Source organism: Mycobacterium heckeshornense, from assembly GCF_016592155.1.
GTDB lineage: Bacteria > Actinomycetota > Actinomycetes > Mycobacteriales > Mycobacteriaceae > Mycobacterium > Mycobacterium heckeshornense.
The window spans coordinates 409,982-428,584 of record NZ_AP024237.1; the positions used below are offsets into that span (position 1 = coordinate 409,982).

17 protein-coding genes and 4 pseudogenes are annotated in these 18,603 nt (G+C 64.7%); 12 read left to right on the forward strand and 9 right to left on the reverse strand.

Translation table 11 applies throughout. The annotated features are described in order from the left end of the window. Positions 1-144 precede the first annotated feature (144 nt). From MHEC_RS01820 to hpt, 3 genes and pseudogenes are all read left to right on the forward strand, one after another. Complete coding sequence (locus tag MHEC_RS01820; RefSeq protein ID WP_048893627.1) at positions 145-444, forward strand: PE family protein; 300 nt, start codon at positions 145-147, stop codon at positions 442-444. Positions 445-456: 12 nt separating this feature from the next. Continuing rightward, complete coding sequence (locus MHEC_RS01825) at positions 457-1,719, forward strand: PPE family protein (protein ID WP_048893626.1); 1,263 nt, start codon at positions 457-459, stop codon at positions 1,717-1,719. Positions 1,720-1,858: 139 nt separating this feature from the next. Next, positions 1,859-2,481: pseudogene (hpt, locus tag MHEC_RS01830) on the forward strand (hypoxanthine phosphoribosyltransferase). Here the strand turns inward: hpt and MHEC_RS01835 are convergent. Both MHEC_RS01835 and MHEC_RS01840 read right to left on the reverse strand, forming a co-directional pair. Beyond that, positions 2,478-3,197, reverse strand: coding sequence for an SIMPL domain-containing protein (locus MHEC_RS01835; protein WP_048893632.1), 720 nt, complete (start codon positions 3,195-3,197; stop codon positions 2,478-2,480). The pseudogene hpt and the gene MHEC_RS01835 sit on opposite strands and share 4 nt — an antisense overlap. A 20-nt stretch (positions 3,198-3,217) precedes the next feature. After that, a pseudogene (locus MHEC_RS01840) lies at positions 3,218-4,792 on the reverse strand (HNH endonuclease signature motif containing protein). 177 nt (positions 4,793-4,969) lie between these two features. Between MHEC_RS01840 and MHEC_RS01845 the strand changes: the two are divergent. Continuing rightward, on the forward strand, positions 4,970-5,335 hold the full coding sequence (locus tag MHEC_RS01845; protein ID WP_048893624.1) for an ArsR/SmtB family transcription factor: 366 nt from the start codon (positions 4,970-4,972) through the stop codon (positions 5,333-5,335). 59 nt (positions 5,336-5,394) lie between these two features. Further along, positions 5,395-6,851: pseudogene (gene arsB / locus MHEC_RS01850) on the forward strand (ACR3 family arsenite efflux transporter). Positions 6,852-6,857: 6 nt separating this feature from the next. Here arsB and arsM read toward each other — a convergent pair. Further along, a complete protein-coding gene (arsM, locus tag MHEC_RS01860) occupies positions 6,858-7,625 on the reverse strand; it encodes an arsenite methyltransferase (protein ID WP_048893622.1) in 768 nt (255 codons plus the stop codon). Positions 7,626-7,711: 86 nt separating this feature from the next. Between arsM and MHEC_RS01865 the strand changes: the two genes are divergently transcribed. From MHEC_RS01865 to MHEC_RS01890, 6 genes and pseudogenes are all read left to right on the forward strand, one after another. After that, complete coding sequence (locus MHEC_RS01865) at positions 7,712-8,050, forward strand: ArsR/SmtB family transcription factor (protein ID WP_048893621.1); 339 nt, start codon at positions 7,712-7,714, stop codon at positions 8,048-8,050. A 78-nt stretch (positions 8,051-8,128) separates the two neighbouring features. Then, positions 8,129-8,554: a heavy metal-responsive transcriptional regulator gene (locus MHEC_RS01870; RefSeq protein WP_071700590.1), complete on the forward strand. Its 426-nt coding sequence runs from the start codon at positions 8,129-8,131 to the stop codon at positions 8,552-8,554. After that, the gene (locus MHEC_RS01875; protein WP_048893839.1) at positions 8,551-8,820 is read left to right on the forward strand and encodes a hypothetical protein; all 270 of its coding nucleotides are present in this window, start codon (positions 8,551-8,553) and stop codon (positions 8,818-8,820) included. The genes MHEC_RS01870 and MHEC_RS01875 overlap by 4 nt, the downstream gene beginning before the upstream one ends. 151 nt (positions 8,821-8,971) lie before the next feature. After that, positions 8,972-9,115, forward strand: a complete 144-nt coding sequence (locus MHEC_RS01880; RefSeq protein WP_162490253.1) for a hypothetical protein — start codon at positions 8,972-8,974, stop codon at positions 9,113-9,115. 10 nt (positions 9,116-9,125) lie between these two features. Then, positions 9,126-9,272, forward strand: coding sequence for a hypothetical protein (locus MHEC_RS01885; protein WP_162490254.1), 147 nt, complete (start codon positions 9,126-9,128; stop codon positions 9,270-9,272). Positions 9,273-9,383: 111 nt separating this feature from the next. Further along, positions 9,384-10,773 (forward strand): annotated as a pseudogene (locus MHEC_RS01890) (amino acid permease). Here the strand turns inward: MHEC_RS01890 and MHEC_RS01895 are convergent. Next, positions 10,767-11,069, reverse strand: a complete 303-nt coding sequence (locus MHEC_RS01895) for a D-alanyl-D-alanine carboxypeptidase (RefSeq protein WP_330849087.1) — start codon at positions 11,067-11,069, stop codon at positions 10,767-10,769. The pseudogene MHEC_RS01890 and the gene MHEC_RS01895 overlap by 7 nt on opposite strands. A 104-nt stretch (positions 11,070-11,173) precedes the next feature. Here MHEC_RS01895 and MHEC_RS01900 point away from each other — a divergent pair, with 104 nt between their 5' ends. Further along, complete coding sequence (locus tag MHEC_RS01900; RefSeq protein WP_071700660.1) at positions 11,174-12,907, forward strand: IS1634 family transposase; 1,734 nt, start codon at positions 11,174-11,176, stop codon at positions 12,905-12,907. Between the two features lie 26 nt (positions 12,908-12,933). Here MHEC_RS01900 and MHEC_RS01905 read toward each other — a convergent pair whose 3' ends face one another. The 5 genes from MHEC_RS01905 to MHEC_RS01925 form a co-directional block, all read right to left on the reverse strand. Next, positions 12,934-14,199: a D-alanyl-D-alanine carboxypeptidase gene (locus tag MHEC_RS01905; protein ID WP_235434780.1), complete on the reverse strand. Its 1,266-nt coding sequence runs from the start codon at positions 14,197-14,199 to the stop codon at positions 12,934-12,936. Positions 14,200-14,513: 314 nt separating this feature from the next. After that, a complete protein-coding gene (locus MHEC_RS01910) occupies positions 14,514-14,999 on the reverse strand; it encodes a DUF4189 domain-containing protein (protein WP_082169841.1) in 486 nt (161 codons plus the stop codon). A 389-nt stretch (positions 15,000-15,388) separates the two neighbouring features. After that, positions 15,389-16,393 (reverse strand): zinc-binding dehydrogenase, encoded by a 1,005-nt coding sequence (locus tag MHEC_RS01915; RefSeq protein ID WP_048891068.1) that lies wholly within the window; start codon positions 16,391-16,393, stop codon positions 15,389-15,391. Then, positions 16,393-17,586 carry an LLM class flavin-dependent oxidoreductase gene (locus tag MHEC_RS01920; RefSeq protein ID WP_048891069.1) on the reverse strand — a complete coding sequence of 398 codons (1,194 nt, stop codon included), beginning with the start codon at positions 17,584-17,586 and terminating at the stop codon, positions 16,393-16,395. Before MHEC_RS01920 ends, MHEC_RS01915 begins: the two co-directional genes overlap by 1 nt. Then, on the reverse strand, positions 17,583-18,551 hold the full coding sequence (locus tag MHEC_RS01925; protein WP_048891195.1) for an alpha/beta fold hydrolase: 969 nt from the start codon (positions 18,549-18,551) through the stop codon (positions 17,583-17,585). The genes MHEC_RS01920 and MHEC_RS01925 overlap by 4 nt, the downstream gene beginning before the upstream one ends. Positions 18,552-18,603 lie beyond the last annotated feature (52 nt).

The window sequence follows — 18,603 nt, forward strand, 5'->3', positions numbered from 1 at the left end:
TCATTAAATACAATTTCAACAATGGACGTTTGTTTACGCATTTATGAATAGTGAGCGCGGTTTCTATGCGTTTGCCCAGCACAGAAGCATTACCTCGAATCGGCCGCTTAGCATCACGGCGATCGCCTTCGAGGAGGAACGTAAATGGCACTCGTAATTGCAGAGCCGGAGATGCTGGCCGCGGCCGCCGGAGATTTTCACGACATCAACTCGGCGCTGAGAGCCGCCAGCACGGCAGCGGCAGGCCCGACGACTACGGTGGCCCCGGCCGGCGCCGACTTGGTATCGGTGCTGACCGCAGCCCAGTTCGCCGCGCACGCACGGCTATATCAGGCGGTCTGCGTCCAGGCTGGCGCGGTGCAAGACCAGTTGGCGGCGACGCTGGGCCTTAGCGCCGGTTCGTACGCGGTTACCGAAGCCGCCAACACCGCCGCGTTCAGCTAGGGACAGGGAACCATGTTGGATTTCGCTGCCTTGCCGCCGGAAATCAATTCCGCGCTGATGTATTCCGGGTCCGGCCCGGGGCCGCTGCAGGCTGCCGCGGCCGCGTGGCAAGAGCTGGCTACCCAACTGCACGCGACCGCAGCCGCGTACCGGGCTGTGACGGCCGATCTGGTGGGCGGGCCGTGGCAGGGGCCTGCCGCCGCGTCCATGGCGGCCGCGGCGCAGGCCCACATGGCATGGCTTGACAACACCGCCGAGCAGGCCGAACAAGCCGCCACTCAAGCCGCCGCGGCGGCGCAGTCCTATGAGGCGGCGTTCGCGGCGACGGTGCCGCCGCCGGTGATCGCGGCCAACCGGGCATTGTTGGCGCAGCTGCTGGCGACGAATGTTCTCGGCCAAAACACCCCGGCCATCGCCGCCGCTGAGGCGCACTACGCCGAAATGTGGGCCCAGGATGCCGCGGCGATGTACAGCTATGCCGGTGCAGCGACGGCGGCCTCGAGGTTGACGCCGTTCGTTCCGCCGGCGCGGTCTGCCAACCCGGCTGCGTTGGCGGCCCAAAGCGCTGCGGCCTCGCGGGCTGTCGGCACCTGGGCCGGCACGACAGCGCAAGAACTGTCGCGGTTCACGTCGGTGGTGCCCGGTGTGCTGGCGGGCCTTGCCGGTTCGACGACGTCTCCGCCATGGCTTGCCGGGCTCGGTCTGACCTTGGAGCCATCCGGCTCCGGGGTGATCGTCGGCGGAGTACTTGGCGACATGCTGGCGGGGATCAGCGGGTCGTCAACCCTGAATGCGGCGACGCCATTTAACGCGTTTGCCAGACAGATTTCCAACGTGAGGCTCTTCGCCACCGCGTTCAGGGATATCGAAGGCCTCTTCTCCAAGGCCGTCGAGACAATGGAAAAATCCGCGAAGGCCGGCGGCGAGGCCGCGGCCAAGGCCGCCTCGGCGTTGCCGGCGAGCATTTCTCCGGCCGCGGCGGCCCCGGGCCTGGCGGGCGGCCTCGGCGGAGCGACGGGAAGTGTGGGCAAGGCCGCCTCGATCGGGGGGTTGTCGGTGCCCAACAGTTGGGCTGCGGCGGGCCCGGCCTCAAGTGCGGCGCCGGCAACGCTGGCGGGCTCGGGCTGGACGGCCGCGCCGCAGGCAAGCGGCTCGGTGGTACCGGCGCCTGGGATGCCGGGTGTGGCTTCGGCCACGCGCAATGCTGCCGGCTTCGCCGCGCCGCGGTACGGCGTCAAGCTCACCGTGATGGCGCAACCCCCGGCCGGGGGGTGATGAACCAGCGTTACCGCTGCTTCGGATCGCTTGACCGTGCGGTGTGGGTCGACTTCGACGACGTGATGGCCCAGTTATCTGGCGGGAAGAGCATCGTTTGCCCCCTCGGCGGGCCGGATGGCCGCAATTGGACACGCCGATGTTGGCTGTCGGTTGGCGGCATGGCACGCTGTGGTCGTGGCAGCGCAATCGGGCGAGCTGTACCCCGGTGACATCAAATCGGTGCTGCTGACCGAGGAACAGATTCAGGCCCGCACCGCCGAACTCGGCACGATGATCGGTGACGACTACCGCGGCGTGACCGATGTTCCCGGTGCTCACGACCTGCTGCTGATCACCGTTTTGAAGGGCGCGGTCATGTTCGTCACCGACTTGGCGCGCGCGATTTCGCTGCCGACCCAGTTCGAGTTCATGGCGGTCAGCTCCTATGGCTCCTCGACGTCGTCGTCGGGCGTGGTGCGGATCCTCAAAGACCTTGACCGCGATATCAACGACCGCGACGTGCTGATCGTCGAAGACGTCGTCGACTCCGGACTGACGTTGTCGTGGTTGCTGCGCAACCTTGCCACCCGCCGTCCGCGGTCGCTTCGGGTATGCACGTTGTTGCGCAAGCCGGATGCGATGCGCGCCCACGTGGACATCGCCTATGTCGGTTTCGACATTCCGAATGAGTTCGTGGTCGGTTACGGCCTGGACTACGACGAGCGCTACCGCGACCTGCCCTACATCGGCACCCTGGATCCGCGCGTTTACCAGGACTAACCCAGCTCCCAGATCGCCGTCACCGAGACATTCACCGTCTGCTGGCCGGGTTCCAGCGGAACGTCGGTGGCGGCCGTCGGCGCCCGAGGCAACGGCACCGGAGTAGGTGTTGCGGGTACTTCCCAGATCGAAATCACTTCACCTAACCGAAGTCCCGACAGTCGGGCGTACTGTTCGGCCCGGTTCTTGGCGTCGTTGAACGCTCGAGCCCGCGCGTCACGCATTGACTGGGAATCGTCGGCGAGGCCATAGCGCACGGAATTGATCCGGGTGGCATCGCTGCCAGTGCTGACGATGACAGCCAGCAGATGCGACGCCGATTCCAGCTTGCGGATCTTGACCTGGATCGAGTTGTTGGCGCGGTAACCGATGATGTTTCCTTCGCTACCGCCGTACAGCGGTTGCACGCTGACGTTCGTCGTACTGATGTCCGGTTTGGCCACACCCGCGTCCGTCAGCGCGGTTATCACCGCTTGCTGGCGTTCGTTTGTCCGGTTCATCGCGGTCGTGACGTCGGGGGCGACGAATTCGATGCCGGCATCGACGGTCAACGTATCCGGAGCAGCCTGAACTTGGCCCGACCCGGTAACCGTGACTTGACGGGGATTGTCGGCGATCAAACCGGTGTCGGCACCGCACGCAGACACCGCGGCTGCTGTGACACTCAGCGCCAGCACCCAACGCAACAAGGGTTTCCCGCTCGCAGCCATGGACATCATCGACACCCTAGCGTTGGTCAGAACGGCGGATCGTCGGGCAGGGGTTTCGGCGGGGGTGGTCGCCAGTCCGGCGGCAGCTCCTCAGGTTCTCTGAGGATCGTTCACCCAGGTACAAAAAGGGCTGGCGCTCGGTGTGCCCTTGAATAAAAACACCATGTCGCGCATATGGTTTCGAAACTTGCGGGCGCCGATCTCCTCTTTGCGAGCGTCCTCGAGGTAGCGTCACGCCTCGTTGACCGGCCGCTGCTCGCGATTGTGCTTGCGCGCGCAGGCGATTCGAGCTGCACGTTACTTTGAGCGGCTGCGCCGATTCGGCCTGGGGGCAACGCACGGGCTAGCGCGCAGCTGCGGGAAAAGGTCCACTCCCGCAGGCGCGGTACGATAGGTTTGCCCCGTTGGTGAAACCCAGATCACCGTGCCGTCCGCCAGCTGGCTGTCGCGCCACCCGTCGAACGTTTGCAGCCGATGATGTTGGCGGCAAAGGCATTTGAGATTCCATGGCACAGTCAGCCCGCCGGCTTTCGGGTCGGAGTGGTTAAACGGAATCGTATGGTCGATATCACAAGCCATGGCCGGACGACTGCACCGGGGAAACCGACACGTCAAATCCCGGCACCGGATCGCCCGCGCCAGCGCGGCAGACGGTTGATACCGCAACGCGTCCCCGGGGGTGGTTTGCGCATCGGCCAACCTTATCGACGCAGCCGCGGCGAGCCGGCGAACCTGCTCCGGGTCGATGACGCCGTACCCCTCAAGGTAGCCAGGCCGCGAACCACCGCCGGTCACTGTCTGTTCGCTGGCCACTACGCTGACGACGACCTGGGCACCACCCGTAGCGCGACCCGTGCTGGTCTCGGTTTTGTTGGTGCATCGCGATTTTCCGCAGCCGCACGCTAAGAGGCGGCCCTCGGTCAGCGCGGTCAGCGCGTCGGCGCGGCGCTGATCCAGCGTCCGCGGATCGTTCGGGCACACTTGTTTGGCCAATTCCGAAAGCCGCCGGTCGAAAGCGGTGGCCGCCGACGCTGCGACCGTCCCGTGAATCTCGGACATGCCATGCTCACCGGCGCTGGTTGCGATGTACCGGTCATCCTCGGCGCGCTCGCGACGCTCACGGGCGGCATCGGGATCGGCGATACGCACCGCGGCATCGACGGCATTGACGATGCGCTGGCGCGACCAGCCGTGCCACTTGCCGATACGCGACGCCAGCGAATCGTCCAGCTTGGCGATCACTATCCCATCGGTCACCAGGTCGGTGCGGCTGATGTCAATCGCACTGTGCGCCAATCAGTTCGGCCTTCGGCGAGCAGCTTCGCCACCCTAGGCATCCGGGTATCGAGCGCGTTGGCCTGCGAGACCAGATAGCTCGCGGCCGTCGGGGACAGATTCATCACCGCGGCCACCCCGGCCGTCGTCTGCTCGAACCCGTCGATCACCGCGTAGCCGCGCTCGGCATCAGCCCGGTCGGGCTCTGCCAGCCGATGCCGCAGCAGCGCCGCCACCGCAGCCAACCGCCTCGCCACCAGCATTGACTCGAGCCGATGCGCCGACCCGATCACCTCCACCAGCGCCGACGGCACAAGAGCGGCCATCGCGGCGGGCTCGCCGACGCCGCAGGCCTCCAGCGGATCAATCGCGTTATCTCGCATCGCTGCGACGATAACTGGGCGCACCGACATCGCCGCCGGCCCAGAACGGGTCATTGCCGGATTTGTCCACAGCCCGGACCTCGGCTGGCGGACTGATTTGATTTATGTCAATATAGATGCATGTCGAATCAAGCCACGCTGTGGGGTCCGCCGCTTTCGGGGACGCCCCTGGATGAAGCGCAGTCGATGTCACTGGCGGGGATGTTCAAGGCGCTGGCGGATCCGGTGCGGCTCCGGTTGCTGAGCTTGATCGCCAGCTATCCGGGCGGGCAAGCATGCGTATGCGATATCTCGGCGACCTTCGACGTCTCCCAGCCGACGATCTCGCACCATTTGAAGGTGTTGCGTTCGGTGGGGCTGATCGACTGCGAGCGTCGGGGGACTTGGGTTTATTACTGGGTCATACCCGCTGCGTTGCAGCGGCTTTCGGCCGTTCTGCAGCTCGACGAACGGCCGTCGAAAGCCTCGCCGAACTGCGTCCGGTGACCGGCGTGTCAATCGGTTTTGCGGCCACCACCGAAACGGCGGTGGCGAGCAGGCTTTCGATGCTGGATCGGCTGCTGCCGGTGTGGATCGCCGCGGCGATGGCCGCCGGACTGGTGCTGGGCCGGACGGTGCCCCGACTGGGTGATGCGCTCAGTGCCGTCGAGGTCGATGGAATCTCGCTGCCCATCGCCGGGGGTCTGCTGGTGATGATGTACCCGGTTCTGGCAAAGGTGCGCTACGACCGGCTCGGTGATGTCACCGGCGACCGCAGGCTGCTGCTTGCGTCGTTGCTGCTGAACTGGCTCGTCGGTCCGGCGTTGATGTTTGCGTTGGCCTGGCTGCTGCTGGCCGATCTGGCCGAATACCGCACCGGACTGATCATCGTCGGGTTGGCCCGCTGCATCGCCATGGTGATCATCTGGAACGACCTGGCAGGAGGCGACCGTGAGGCTGCCGCGGTGCTGGTGGCGCTCAACTCGGTGTTCCAGGTACTCATGTTCGCGGTGCTGGGCTGGTTCTATCTGGCGGTGCTGCCCGGATGGTTCGGGCTGCCGCAGACCGGCATCGACACCTCGATGTGGCAGATCGCCAAATCGGTGCTCATCTTTCTCGGCATGCCGTTGCTCGCAGGCTACGTAACTCGCCGCATCGGTGAAAAGATCAAGGGCCGCAGCTGGTATGAGAATCGGCTGCTGCCCGGGCTCGGACCGTGGGCGCTGTACGGGTTGCTGTTCACCATCGTCATTCTGTTCGCCCTCCAGGGTCACCAAATTATTTCGCGCCCTTGGGATGTCGCCCGTATTTCGGTCCCGCTATTGGCCTACTTCGCCATCATGTGGGCCGGCGGCTACGCGGTCGGCTTCGCGCTGCGCCTCGGATATGCCCGGACCAGTACGCTGGCCTTCACCGCCGCCAGCAACAATTTCGAACTGGCAATCGCGGTCGCGATCGCGACCTTCGGCGTCACCTCAGGCCAGGCACTGGCCGGCGTCGTCGGTCCGCTTATTGAAGTTCCCTGCCTGGTTGCCCTGGTCTATGTGTCGTTAGGGCTGCGCCGCAGACTGTTTCGCGCGACCGCGCCATCAGGGGCAGGGCACTAATGGTTGACAAGCCCAGCGTGCTGTTCGTTTGCGTCCACAATGCCGGACGCTCCCAGATGGCCGCCGGGTTCCTGAGCCATTTCGCCGGCGACCGCATCGAAGTGCGCTCCGCTGGCACCGTGCCCGCCGAATCGGTCAACCCCGTCGCCGTCGCTGCGATGGCCGAACTTGGAATCGACATCGCCTCTAGCACACCGAAATTCCTAACTGCGGACACCGTTCAGTCCAGCGACGTGGTGATCACGATGGGCTGCGGCGACACGTGCCCGTACTTTCCTGGCGTGTCCTACCGTGACTGGAACGTGGCCGACCCAGCGGGAAAAGACTTGCCCTGCGTACGCGCCATCCGCGATGACATCAAGGCCCGTGTGGAAGCCCTAGTCGGCGAGCTCTTACCGCCGCCGGTGACGGACTAACCGGGTCTACCTGGCGGGTTTGCCGGCGTGGACGATAGCAGCGTGCATCCCATCAGCGACCGGATGAGTGAAAGTGACCGATGCTTCAGTGAATCCAGCTGCCGTCAAGCCGTCGAGGTATTCCTGCCTGGACAGCGCGCCGGCGATGCAGCCGACATAAGAGCCGCGTTGGGCCCGGTCGGCGGCGCCCAAATGATCTTCTGCGACCACATCGAAGATCCCGATCCGCCCGCCGGGAACCAGCACGCGAAACATCTCGGCGAGCGCAGCGGCCTTGTCGACCGACAGGTTGATCACACAGTTCGAGATGACCACATCGACAGAAGCGTCCGGCAGCGGGACGTCTTCGATGGTGCCCTTGCGAAATTCGACGTTGGAGGCACCGGCTTTGGCTTTGTTCGCCTCGGCTAGCGTAAGCATCTCATCGGTCATGTCTATGCCGTAGACGTACCCGGCCGGGCCGACGCGCCGTGCGGAGAGCAGCACGTCGATGCCGCCGCCCGAACCCAGGTCGAGCACGCGTTCGCCTGGGCGCAACCCGGCCACCGCGGTCGGGTTGCCGCAACCCAGGCTGGCCGCAACGGCCTCGGTCGGCAACTCGGATTGCTCGCCGGGGCTGTATAGGCCGGCGCCGAAACCCCCGTCGACATCGACTGCCCTGCAGCAGCCGGCCGCGCTGACGAGCTGCAGGTCGGCGCGACTCGAAGTCACTGCGGCGGCAGCTTCGGCATAGCGGGCCCGAACTTGTTCACGCCGCCTGTCTCCGGTAGCCACCCCGAGCTCCTCACATTGACTGATATCTATATGACACGCTGCCCTACAAATCGATAGTTGTCAATGCATGTGCCAGAATCGGCGCCATGGCCACCGATTTTGCGGGGTGCGGCGAGCCGATCACCGGTGCTGTGCTGACCGCCGCGGCCGCGGAGCGGCTGGCTGGGGTACTCAAGGCGCTGGCCGAACCGACCCGGCTGCGGCTGGTGTCGCTGATCGCGGCGCACGACGAGGCCGAGGCCTGCGTGTGCGATCTGACCGATCCCGTGGGACTGTCGCAACCGACGGTGTCGCATCACCTGAAGGTTCTCGTCGACGCTGGGGTGATCGAACGTGAGCAACGCGGCAAGTGGGCGTATTACCGGCTGGTTCCGGGCGTCCTGGATGCGCTGGCCAGCGTGCTGGCCACTGCCAGCCGCCGCTGACCCGCGGCAGGCCCGGGTCACATTCTTGCGCTCGCGCACCTTGACCCGGTACTCGGGTGCAGGGTCCATGCTGGTGGAGTGAAAACCAGCGAGGTTGCCGCGCAAGCTCGGGTCAACACCCAAACCCTGCGGTATTACGAGCGGCGGGGTTTGTTACCCGAACCCGAACGAACCCAATCCGGCTATCGGGTCTATCGCCCCGACGCGGTGCGGGTGGTGCGGTTCGTCAAGCGGGCACAACAACTCGGCTTCAGCCTCGCCGACATCGAGGAGCTCTTACACCTCGCCGACGGTGGACCAGATGCCTGCGAGGACGCACAGGCGATGGCTTCCGGTCGCATCGCTGAGTTGCAGCACCGCATTGACGAATTGACCGCAATGCGCGATGCGCTGGCACAGCTGGTCGATAGCTGTCGTCAACCGCGGGTGAAGCGCAATTGCCCGCTTCTGCACGCCATCGAATCAGCAGCCGGCACAAGCACCGGCAATCAGGAGTCGCAATGAGAATCGAGTTGCTCACCGCGCCGGGTTGCCCCAATGCTGCCGCGGCAAGAAAAGTGATCACCGACTGCCTGGCGGATCTCGACATCGACGTGCTGTTCCTGGAGCGGGTCGGGCCCTATCCGTCGCCGACGGTCTTGCTCGACGGCGTCGACATCATGCGGAACGCCCCGGCTCCGACCGGCCAGGCGTGCCGGCTTGACCTGCCGACCCCGCAACGCGTCCACGCGGCACTGCGGGCCTGTTGCCGGGGAATCGGGCGCTTGTGACCGTGCCGCGACACCGCACGAGCGGCGGTGGTCCTGGCCAACTAAACCCCATGCCAGACGACACCGTCGCGGCCGACCTGAGCGAAAAACTGCTCGGCAGTTGGCAGCCGGTGAACCGATCACCAGGTCACAGTTGGCGGATGCTGTCGGCATGCCCGAGCTGGATCTGACGACCACGCTCGCCGGCCGAGACATTGACTACGACGACCTGGGCCGCATGATCGGGTGGGGGCTGCCAATTGTTGCGGCCCGAGTGGTCGGTAGTTGTCGGTGGTGTGCTGGTGGTGTGCTGTAGGAAGAGAAGCATGAATCTGGCGGCGTGGGCTGAGCGCAACGGTGTTTGGCAATCGCGCTACCCGGACATGAGGGTGCCCGTCGCGGTGGCCTACAACCTGATGCGGCCGCTCGCCGACGTGATTCGTGGCGACCAGGAATCGCGCCGCCGCCGCTGAGCACCGTGTTCACCGAGCACGGAGGACATTTGCTGTTGCCGCCCAGACACGCAATCGGGCAACCGCTCTGCCGCGAATAGCGACTGCCGATGCTGTGATAAAGAGTTGCCCATGAACGTCCCCAAGCCCGGGACCGTCACCGCCGACGTCGGATATCAACGTGGCCTGTCGGCGCGCACCGTCCAGATGATGGCGATCGGCGGCGCGATCGGCACGGGCCTCTTCTATGGGGCGGGCGGCGGCATCGAACAGGCCGGTCCGGCACTGATATTGGCGTATGTGGTTGGAGGCTTGGCGATCTTCGTGGTCATGCGTGCCCTCGGGGAGTTGCTGGTCTACCGGCCGGTATCGGGCAGCATGTCTGAGTACGCGGAGGAATTTCTCGGGCGCCTCGTCGGTTTCGCCAACGGCTGGACGTATTGGGCGGTTTGGACCACCACCTGTATGGCCGAGATCACCGTTGCCGGCAAGTACGTGCGGTTCTGGTTGCCGGCCATACCCGAGTGGGTGACTGCGTTGACAGTGCTGGCGATTCTGTTCGCCGCCAACCTGATTTCGGTGAGGATCTTCGGTGAGGCGGAGTTCTGGTTTTCACTGATCAAAGTCGCGGCCATCGTCGGAATAATCATCGTGGGAATCGCTGTGCTGCTACCTATTCCAACTATCGGCCCACCGGCCGGGCCGACGGTTGCCAACTTGTGGAACGACGGGGGCATCTTCCCGACCGGCTTTAGCCGGGCCTTGCTGAGCCTTCAGACTGTGGTGTTCGCCTACGTTGGAGTGGAACTCGTGGGCGTGACTGCCGGAGAAGCAGAGAATCCGAAAGTTACCTTACGCAAGGCAATTAACACTCTGCCGTTGCGGATCGGCTTGTTTTACGTTGGTGCGCTGCTCGTCATCTTGTCGGTCCGCGGATGGCGGCACTTCCACAGCGGCCAGAGCCCATTCGTGGCGGTGTTCAAGTACATCGACATCCCGGCCGCCGCAGGCATCGTCAATTTCATTCTGTTGACCGCCGCCCTGTCGTCGTGCAACGCGGGCATCTACTCGACCGGACGCATGGTGCACAGCTTGTCTGAGCGCGGTGAGGCGCCAGCCGCCTTGCAGGCCTTGAGCTCTCGCCATGTGCCGCTGCCGGCGATCGCCTTCTCGGCTCTGGTAATGGGCCTTGGCGTGTTTGTTCAACTGGCTTTCTCCCGAGCGTGCCTTTGCCTACATCACCTCGGTGTCCGCCATTGGGATTATTTTCGTGTGGGCCTCAATCTTAGCCTCGCATCTGGTGTATCGCCGGCAGGTGGCCGCAGGAAGACTGCCGGCCTCCGATTATCGGCTGCCGGGCGCACCGGTGACCACGGTACTGGCCTTGGTATTTCTCGCCGTTGTGGTGGCTTTGCTGTCCTTCACCGCCCATGGGCGCATGGCGATCATGGTAGGTGTCGTCTGGTTGGCGCTCGTCGTACTCGGTTACGTTGTCCATCGCGCCGAGGGACCGACTCATTGAGATAACGACTGCTGCAGCGCCGCCGCCACCATTCCGACATCGTCGTTGGCCTCCCGCAGGCCAGTCAGCACGTCCGGGTAGACGGCGCCACTCATCGACAGGTCGAAAACCAGGCGACGGCCCTTGTCTGTAGTGATATAGCCCGCCAGGCTCTGCACGTTGACCAGGGCGCGGCCGGTCGCGGGGTCGGCCACCGCTACGGTTCCAGTCTTGGCCTGCACCTTGCCTTTAGCCCGAAGTTCCCCCCTTCTGAGAGGGGGCTGATTTCCTTTCTGCTTTGTGAGCAGGTGTTTCAGTGTTCATGTGCCGGCAAGGCGTAATCATGTATTCGCAAGACTTGTTCGGCGTGTCATTTTCTAAATTCGCTACTCTCGTACTGCTGTTGTGCTAGAAAGTAATCATGTACGTGACGCGGGTGCCCAACCGTGGATCACCGCCGGCGGTGCTGTTGCGCGAAAGTTACCGCGAGAACGGCAAGGTGAAAACCCGCACGCTGGCCAACCTGTCGCGCTGGCCCGAGCACAAGGTGGACAAACTGCAGCGCGCGCTCAAGGGCCTGCCGGGGACGGGCGATCTGGCCGGGGCGTTTGACATCACCCGCAGCCTGCCGCACGGGCATGTGGCCGCGGTGTTGGGCACCGCCGCCAAGCTGGGCATGGCCGAGCTGATCGACCCCGCCCCGTCGCGTAACCGGGACTTGGTGTGCGCCATGCTGGCCGCGTCGGTGATCGAGCCGGGCTCCAAGCTGGCGATGGCGCGCGGGCTGCGCATCGAGACCGCCACCAGCACCCTGGGTGCGGTGCTGGGCGTGGCGGGTGCCGATGAGGATGACCTGTATGACGCGATGGACTGGGTGGTCGAGCGCCAGGATGCCATCGAAAACTCGTTGGCCGCACGGCATCTGGCCAACGGAACCCTGGTGCTCTATGACGTGTCCTCGGCGGCGTTCGAGGGCCACACCTGCCCGTTAGGGAAAATCGGGCATGCCCGCGACGGGGTCAAAGGCCGGTTGCAGATCGTCTACGGGCTGCTGTGCTCACCAGCCGGGGTGCCGATCGCCATTGAGGTGTTCGACGGCAACACCGCCGACCCGAAAACCCTGGGCGCCCAGATCACCAAGCTCAAGACCCGGTTCGGGCTGACCACCATCGCCCTGGTGGGGGATCGGGGCATGCTCACCAGCGCGCGCATCCGCGACGAGCTGCACCCGGCGCAGTTGGATTGGATCAGCGCGCTGCGCGCCCCGCAGATCAAGGCATTGGTCGACGACGGGGCGCTGCAGCTGTCGCTGTTCGACGAGCAGAACCTGTTCGAGATCACCCACCCCGACTACCCCGGCGAGCGGCTGGTGTGCTGCCACAACCCCGCCCTGGCTGATGAGCGTGCCCGCAAACGCGGCGAGCTGCTGGCGGCCACCGAACACGAACTACAGACCATCGCCGAGGCCACCCGCCGCGCCAAACGACCACTACGCGGGCGGGACAAGATCGCGCTGCGGGTGGGCAAGGTGCGCAACAAGTTCAAGATGGCCAAGCATTTTGACCTGCAAATCACCGACGAAGCGTTCAGTTTCTCCCGCAACCAGGACGCCATCGCCGCCGAGGCCGCCCTCGACGGCATCTACGTGCTCCGCACCAGCCTGCCCGACCAGACACTGCAGCGCGACGAGGTCGTGCTGCGCTACAAGGACCTCGCCGACGTCGAACGGTTCTTCCGCACCCTCAACACCGAACTGGACGTGCGACCCATCCGGCACCGCCTCGCCGATCGGGTGCGCGCGCACATGCTCCTACGGATGCTGTCCTACTACATCAGCTGGCACATGAAACAAGCCCTCGCACCAATCCTTTTCCAGGACAACGACAAACCCGCCGCCGCCGCCAAACGTGCCGACCCCGTCGCTCCCGCCCAACGCTCCGATCAAGCGCTGGCCAAGGCAGCGCGCAAACGCACCGAAAACGACTACCCGGTGCACAGCTTCACCAGCCTGCTCGCCGACCTGGCCACCATCTGCGCCAACCACATCCAGCCCACCGACGACCTGCCGGCATTCACCAAGATCACCAACCCCACCCCACTACAGCGGCGAGCCTTCGAACTACTCGGCGTCTCACACCGCCACGGACTCGCGTAGTCAGCACACCAACACAAAACCCCAGCTCAACCCACTAAACCGCTCCACACCAGGGGGAACTTCGGTTTAGCCGGACTGTTGCCGCCGACCGGTGCTATTGTGCCCGTTTCACCCAACACCGGCTGTGCGGCGACGAATGCCGGCCCCCACGGCTGGCCGGCCGCCCACTTGACCCAGTTGGTCATCTGCCGAGGGGTCGAGGATGCCGGGTAGGCGCCCTCCCCGTCGGTCAGTACGACGGCGTCCGAGGGCAACCCGGCCTTGTCCACGGTGGTCCGGATGGTTCGCAATCCGTCGGTGCAATCGGTCGATCCGGATTTGGTTGCCAGCAGGCACAGCATCGCGTTGGCTCCGGTGTTGTAGCTGGTTCGCAAGATCATCGAGCCGAACGCCCGCAGCGGCGGAGATCGCAGTGCTGCCAATCGGCGACGAGCAGAATAACTATTGGGTGCCGGCAGCCAGTGCTGGTTATTCGGGCCGATTACCGGAGCGCGCACTGTAATTCCTGCGCGGCCTAGCGCTTCAACAAATAAAGTGCGAGCCCAGGTGTCGGCATCAGCTACCCGGTAGATCGTGAGCTGCGACTTGCCTTGCGGGATCAGCCCGCTGACCACGATGTTGTGCGGGTTGGCCGGGTCCGTGGTCACTTCGATGCTCGACTGATTACCGGGCTTGACCGTCGACACCCTCGACTGCACGGTGAACGCCGCTGTGGGCGGCGAAGTTCGGACGGTGGCCGGCTGTCCGACAGCACCCGGCGACACCTCGATGTCGAGCAGGTTGTCGTTGACGAAGATTGGCGGAACCGCGCCGTCGTGTCCCTGCGCTGACCGCCAGATCCGGGTGTCCACGATGACGTCGCCGTCGATGGTTTTCACACCTTTCGTCGCAATTTGGCGGGCCAGGTCGTCGAGCCCGGCCAGTGGATCGTCGTTGACCTTGCGGGCGTTGGGAGCGATATCGGCGTAGACGTGATCGATACTGGTGGCGTCGAACGCGTCGTCGACGCGGTCGTGCATCGCGCCCCGACCTCCCAAGGCGAGATCACCGGACGCGACCAGGATGGCGTCGCCGTGCAGCACGCCGTCTACTACCGGCGCGGTGGCATACACCGGTGTGGTCAGCCGGGTGCTGGGCCCCATCGTGTCGTACAGCGTGCCGATCGTGAATTCCTTTGCGGTCGAACCGGTGAGCACCATCTCGTCGGGCCGCTGGCTCAGCAGGACTTCACCCGAGTCGCGATCGGCGACGTAGTAGAGCCACCGCGCGTTCGCATATGCCGGTTTCGCCATGATTCTCCGTGCGGTCACAGGGAGCTCCGCAGTTGCCCGGTTGCCGGTGTTTTCGGCGCTGCATGCGACGAGGCCAGCCGTCAGCGTGGCAGCGGCGATTAGCCGAACTACGCCACGCGAAGGTCGTCGATGATAGCGCCGGTTACCGGTCTGGACGAGGTCGATCATGTTGCTGCTCAAACACTTAGAATGAACACCAGCCCAGCAGGCTGGCATGTGGGCCTGCTGGGCTGGGCAACCGTTCACGTCTGGCTAACAGGCTGGGCAGCCGGATTGCCGCGAGATAGCTGAGGAAGCCGCGGCTGGCAGCGCTATCACTCGCCTTCCGGGGTGCTACTGGTAGTTGTCGGCGTACTTGTTGCCGTTGTCGGGGTGCTGCTTGTGGTGGTAGGGGTGCTAGTTGCGCCGGCGGGCGGGTTGTTGCATGCCGAGCGCAGCACTGTGCTGCCCGGACTCTGGCGCGTTGCGTTTTGTTCGGCCTCCTGCTGCGTGGCGCCGCTGTCTCCGAAATACTGGTTCCCGTTTTGGACGACCGCGCCGCAGTCGGGGTACTTGAAGGTGATCAGCACGTTGCAGACGGGGTTATTTTCCTGGCAGTCTGAGCTCGCAGCCATGTTAGCCTGGTACTCATTCGGTTTATTCGTCGCTACACCAATGGACTTGCCGTCCGGCGAGACGGCAATTGCGCCCCATTCCTCCTGGGCGTAGGCGGCAGGGGCAACGGCGGCGGTCAGCACCGATACTGCCGCGGCACCGGACACGGCGATCGCAGTGCGGGTGCTAAGACTGGTCAATGTCATTGAGAGTCCTTCCAGGCCGGTACTCGGGTTGGGTCAGATTGGTAGAGGTTGAGCAGTTGATCGTCGGAGCTGGTCAGACTGGAGCATGGAAATGGCGCAATCGCTCCGCGTAGCCTTGGCCTGCCCTGAGCCGCGGTACGTGGATACCCCCTTTCAGTTCAGAAATCGTACTCAAACAAGCGAGGCTAACTCGACCGCTTTGCGCTGGCGGGGTTTTCGCCAAAATGGCGTGCCGGTTTTGCCTAAACCGGATGCTGTCCAGCACATCTGCTCGATCGGCAAAGACCACTCCTGGGTCCGGGCTCCACGCTACTGGTGCGTAACTTCTGTGGCGCAGTGCTGCCGTGCCAGGGGTGGTTGCAGGCAGTTCCCAGCCATCTGCCCAGGTTTCATGGCGTGACCAGAATCTTGCAGTGCCGTTCGGGGTCGGTCAGGTCGTTGAATGCCGCTCCGACGCCCTCGAGACCGACCTCCCCGGTGATGACCGGGGCGACATCGATTTGACCTTCGGCGATTGCGCATAGCGATTCTGCAAATTCATTTGGGTTGTAGGCAAGTACGAACTGGATGTTGATCTCTTTGGCGATGGCGAAGAATGGGTGCACGGTGTCGGGCTGCATGCAGACCCCGGCGACCACGATGCGGCTGCCCGCCGGTGTCCGCCGCATGACGTCGTCGATGATGCCGGGTACCCCCACAGCCTCGAACACCACCTTGGGCCTGACCGTGTCGAACGGCGAGCCCTGCGCAGGGTCGAGCGTCTGATGGGCGCCCATCGTGGCAGCGAGTTCTCGGCGCTTAATTGAAAAGTCCGACGCCACAATTGTCTCCACGCCACGAACCCGCAGAGCCGCAATGATCGCGATGCCGATCGGACCGCAGCCGAGCACCAGTGCCGTCTCGTCTCGCTGGATCGTGGATTTGTTGACCGCATGCAGCCCGACCGCCATGGGCTCGGTCAGCGCCGCATGCCTGGGATCCAATCCGTTGGGCACCGCCAACAGCAGCGGTGCCGAAAGCAGCATCCGTTCGGCGTAGCCGCCGATTGTTCTGTCGGTGAAGCCGATCGGTACGATGCCCTCGGCCGAAAGCAGCACCGGCGTCGAGGTGACCAGTGTTCCCGGTGGATGAGTGTCGGTGTCAGGACCGGCTTCGATCACCTCCGCACTGAATTCGTGGCCCATGATGACGTCGCGATTGCGGTCAGCGCCCACGCTGGCACCCATTTGTTCGCTCAAAGCCAGCATCTCGTCGCGGTGGGCGGCGAAATGCAGGTCTGAGCCGCAGATTCCACACGAGCGCACTGCGACCAGCACCTGGCCCGGCCCAGGTACCGGTTCGGGCACGTCGTCGCGGTAGACCACGCGCCCCTCGCGTAGAACCGCGGCGCGCATCAGTTCTGCTCGCTTTCCAGCTTGAGCTCGTCGGTGTGCTCGCTGATGGCTTTGACCACCGCCTCACCGGCGCGTCCCAGCAGCTGGTCCCGCATCCCGCGGGCCCACTCATGAGACGCCCGTGGCGCGGCCAGTTGGCCTTTGAAGTGGGGAATCACCTTGCGGGCAAACAATTCGTAGCTGCGGTAGGTCGCTTCCGGTGCGGCCCAATCGTGGCCCAGCATCAAGAAAGTTCCAAAACCGCCGGACCGGTCGAGCAGATCTTGAATATAGGCGATCGCGTCCTCCGGTGTGCCGATGCAACAATTACCTTTGGCTGCATAGTCTTCGACAAACTCTCGCGGGGACTGGGCGCCCTCGACAAGGTTGGCCAGCGGCACGAACCCGGCGGCCCCGAAGTACTTGGCGAAGTCTTGCAGGCCATAGGTACAGTCGTCTATCGCCTGGTCGCGGCTGTCAGCAAGATGCATGATTCCCAGCACCCGCCAGCCCGCGCGGTCCGGTTCGTCGCGTCCGGCTTTGCCGGCCTGGTCGCAGACCACCTCCCAGGCGTTTTCCAGCGCCGCGTAGCCCCCGGGCACCGACATCGACAGCGACAGCAGCGACGTTCCCAGCTGGCCGGCCAGCCGTGGTCCGGACGGGGAAATCATTGCAGCAGTGGCGATTTCTGGATAAGGCCACGAGTAGGGGCGGATGTGCAGCTGCGCGTCGCGCAGCGTGAACCAGTCGCTGTGACGGTTGATGCGCTCGCCGGGCTCGGCGCGAAACAGGGCCAGAATCGCCTCGAGAGACTCCTGCATCATCCGGCGCTGCTCGACCGGGTCGATGCCCATCATGTAGGCGTCCGAGGGCAACGCTCCGGGACCGGTGCCGAACATCACCCGGCCGCGGGTCAAATGATCCAGCAGCACCCAGCGGTCGGCCACCATCAACGGATGGTGGTAGGGCAGCGACACCACTCCGGTGCCTAGCCGGATGTGTTTGGTCCGCTCGGCTGCAGCCGCGATGAACACTTCGGGACAGCTGATCAGTTCGTAGCCGCCGGAGTGGTGTTCGCCGAACCATGCTTCGTCGAACCCCAGACGGTCGAGTGCGACAACGCGTTCCATGTCGTATTCCAGTGCCACCGTGGGTGATTGGCCGGTCGGGTGAAACGGGGTGATGAAGACGCCGAAGCGCAATGGCTGGTTCATCGCAACTCCAATCCGTTCAGGAAGGCCAACAAAGTGGCGTTGACCTCACCGGGGCGCTCCTGTTGCAGCCAGTGCCCGGCGCCGTCGATCACCACTTCGCGGTACGGTCCGGTCACGACCTCGGTGGCGCGGTCGCGGCGCATGAAGCTCAGTACCGGGTCGTCCGCGCCGGCGATGAACAGCGCGGGCACCCTGATGGTGGGACTCACAGCATGCGCCATGATCTCCCAGTTCCGGTCGAGGTTGCGGTACCAGTTCAGCCCACCGGTGAACCCGGTTCGGGTGAACTCGGCGATGTAGTGGTCGAGGTCGTCGGCGCTGATCCAGTCGGGGAGGCCGTCGGGCTCGGGCAACCGGTCGACGAAGCCCTCCGGCCCCGGCCGGGCCATCCGCAGCGCGGCGGCCGGGTCGCTGCCGCCGGGCAGGCCGCCCATCATCCGCCGGATCGTCTTGGCCGGGTCGGCGCCCAGTTCGGCGTCGGCGACTCCCGGCTTTTGGAAATACAGCATGTAGAAGAACTTCTCACCGAACAGCTTGCGGAGCGCCTGGGTGGGCGGCACCTGGGCACGCGGCACCGGCGGCACGCTCAACCCGACCACCGCCGCGACGCGATCAGGGTGCAGCTGCGCCGAACCCCATGCCACCGGGGCGCCCCAGTCGTGACCGACGAAAACTGCCCGCTCGGCGCCGGCGTCGTCGAGCAGACCGACGATGTCGGTGGTCAGCTCCCGAATGTCATAGGCCTCGACGGCTTCTGGACGAGACGACCCGCCGTAGCCGCGCTGGTCGGGGGCCAGCACGTGATAGCCGGCCTCCGCGAGCGCTGGAATCTGGTGTCGCCACGAGTAGGCCAGCTCCGGGAAACCGTGCGCCAGCACCACCACCGGCGCGCCACGGTCCCCGGCCTCGACCACTCGCAGCCGTACGCCGTTGGTATCAACTAACCGCTCGGTCGATGCGTGCACGGTCTCACCAAAGCACAACGGCAACCGGCTGAGAAGGGGGCGTCGTTCCGGG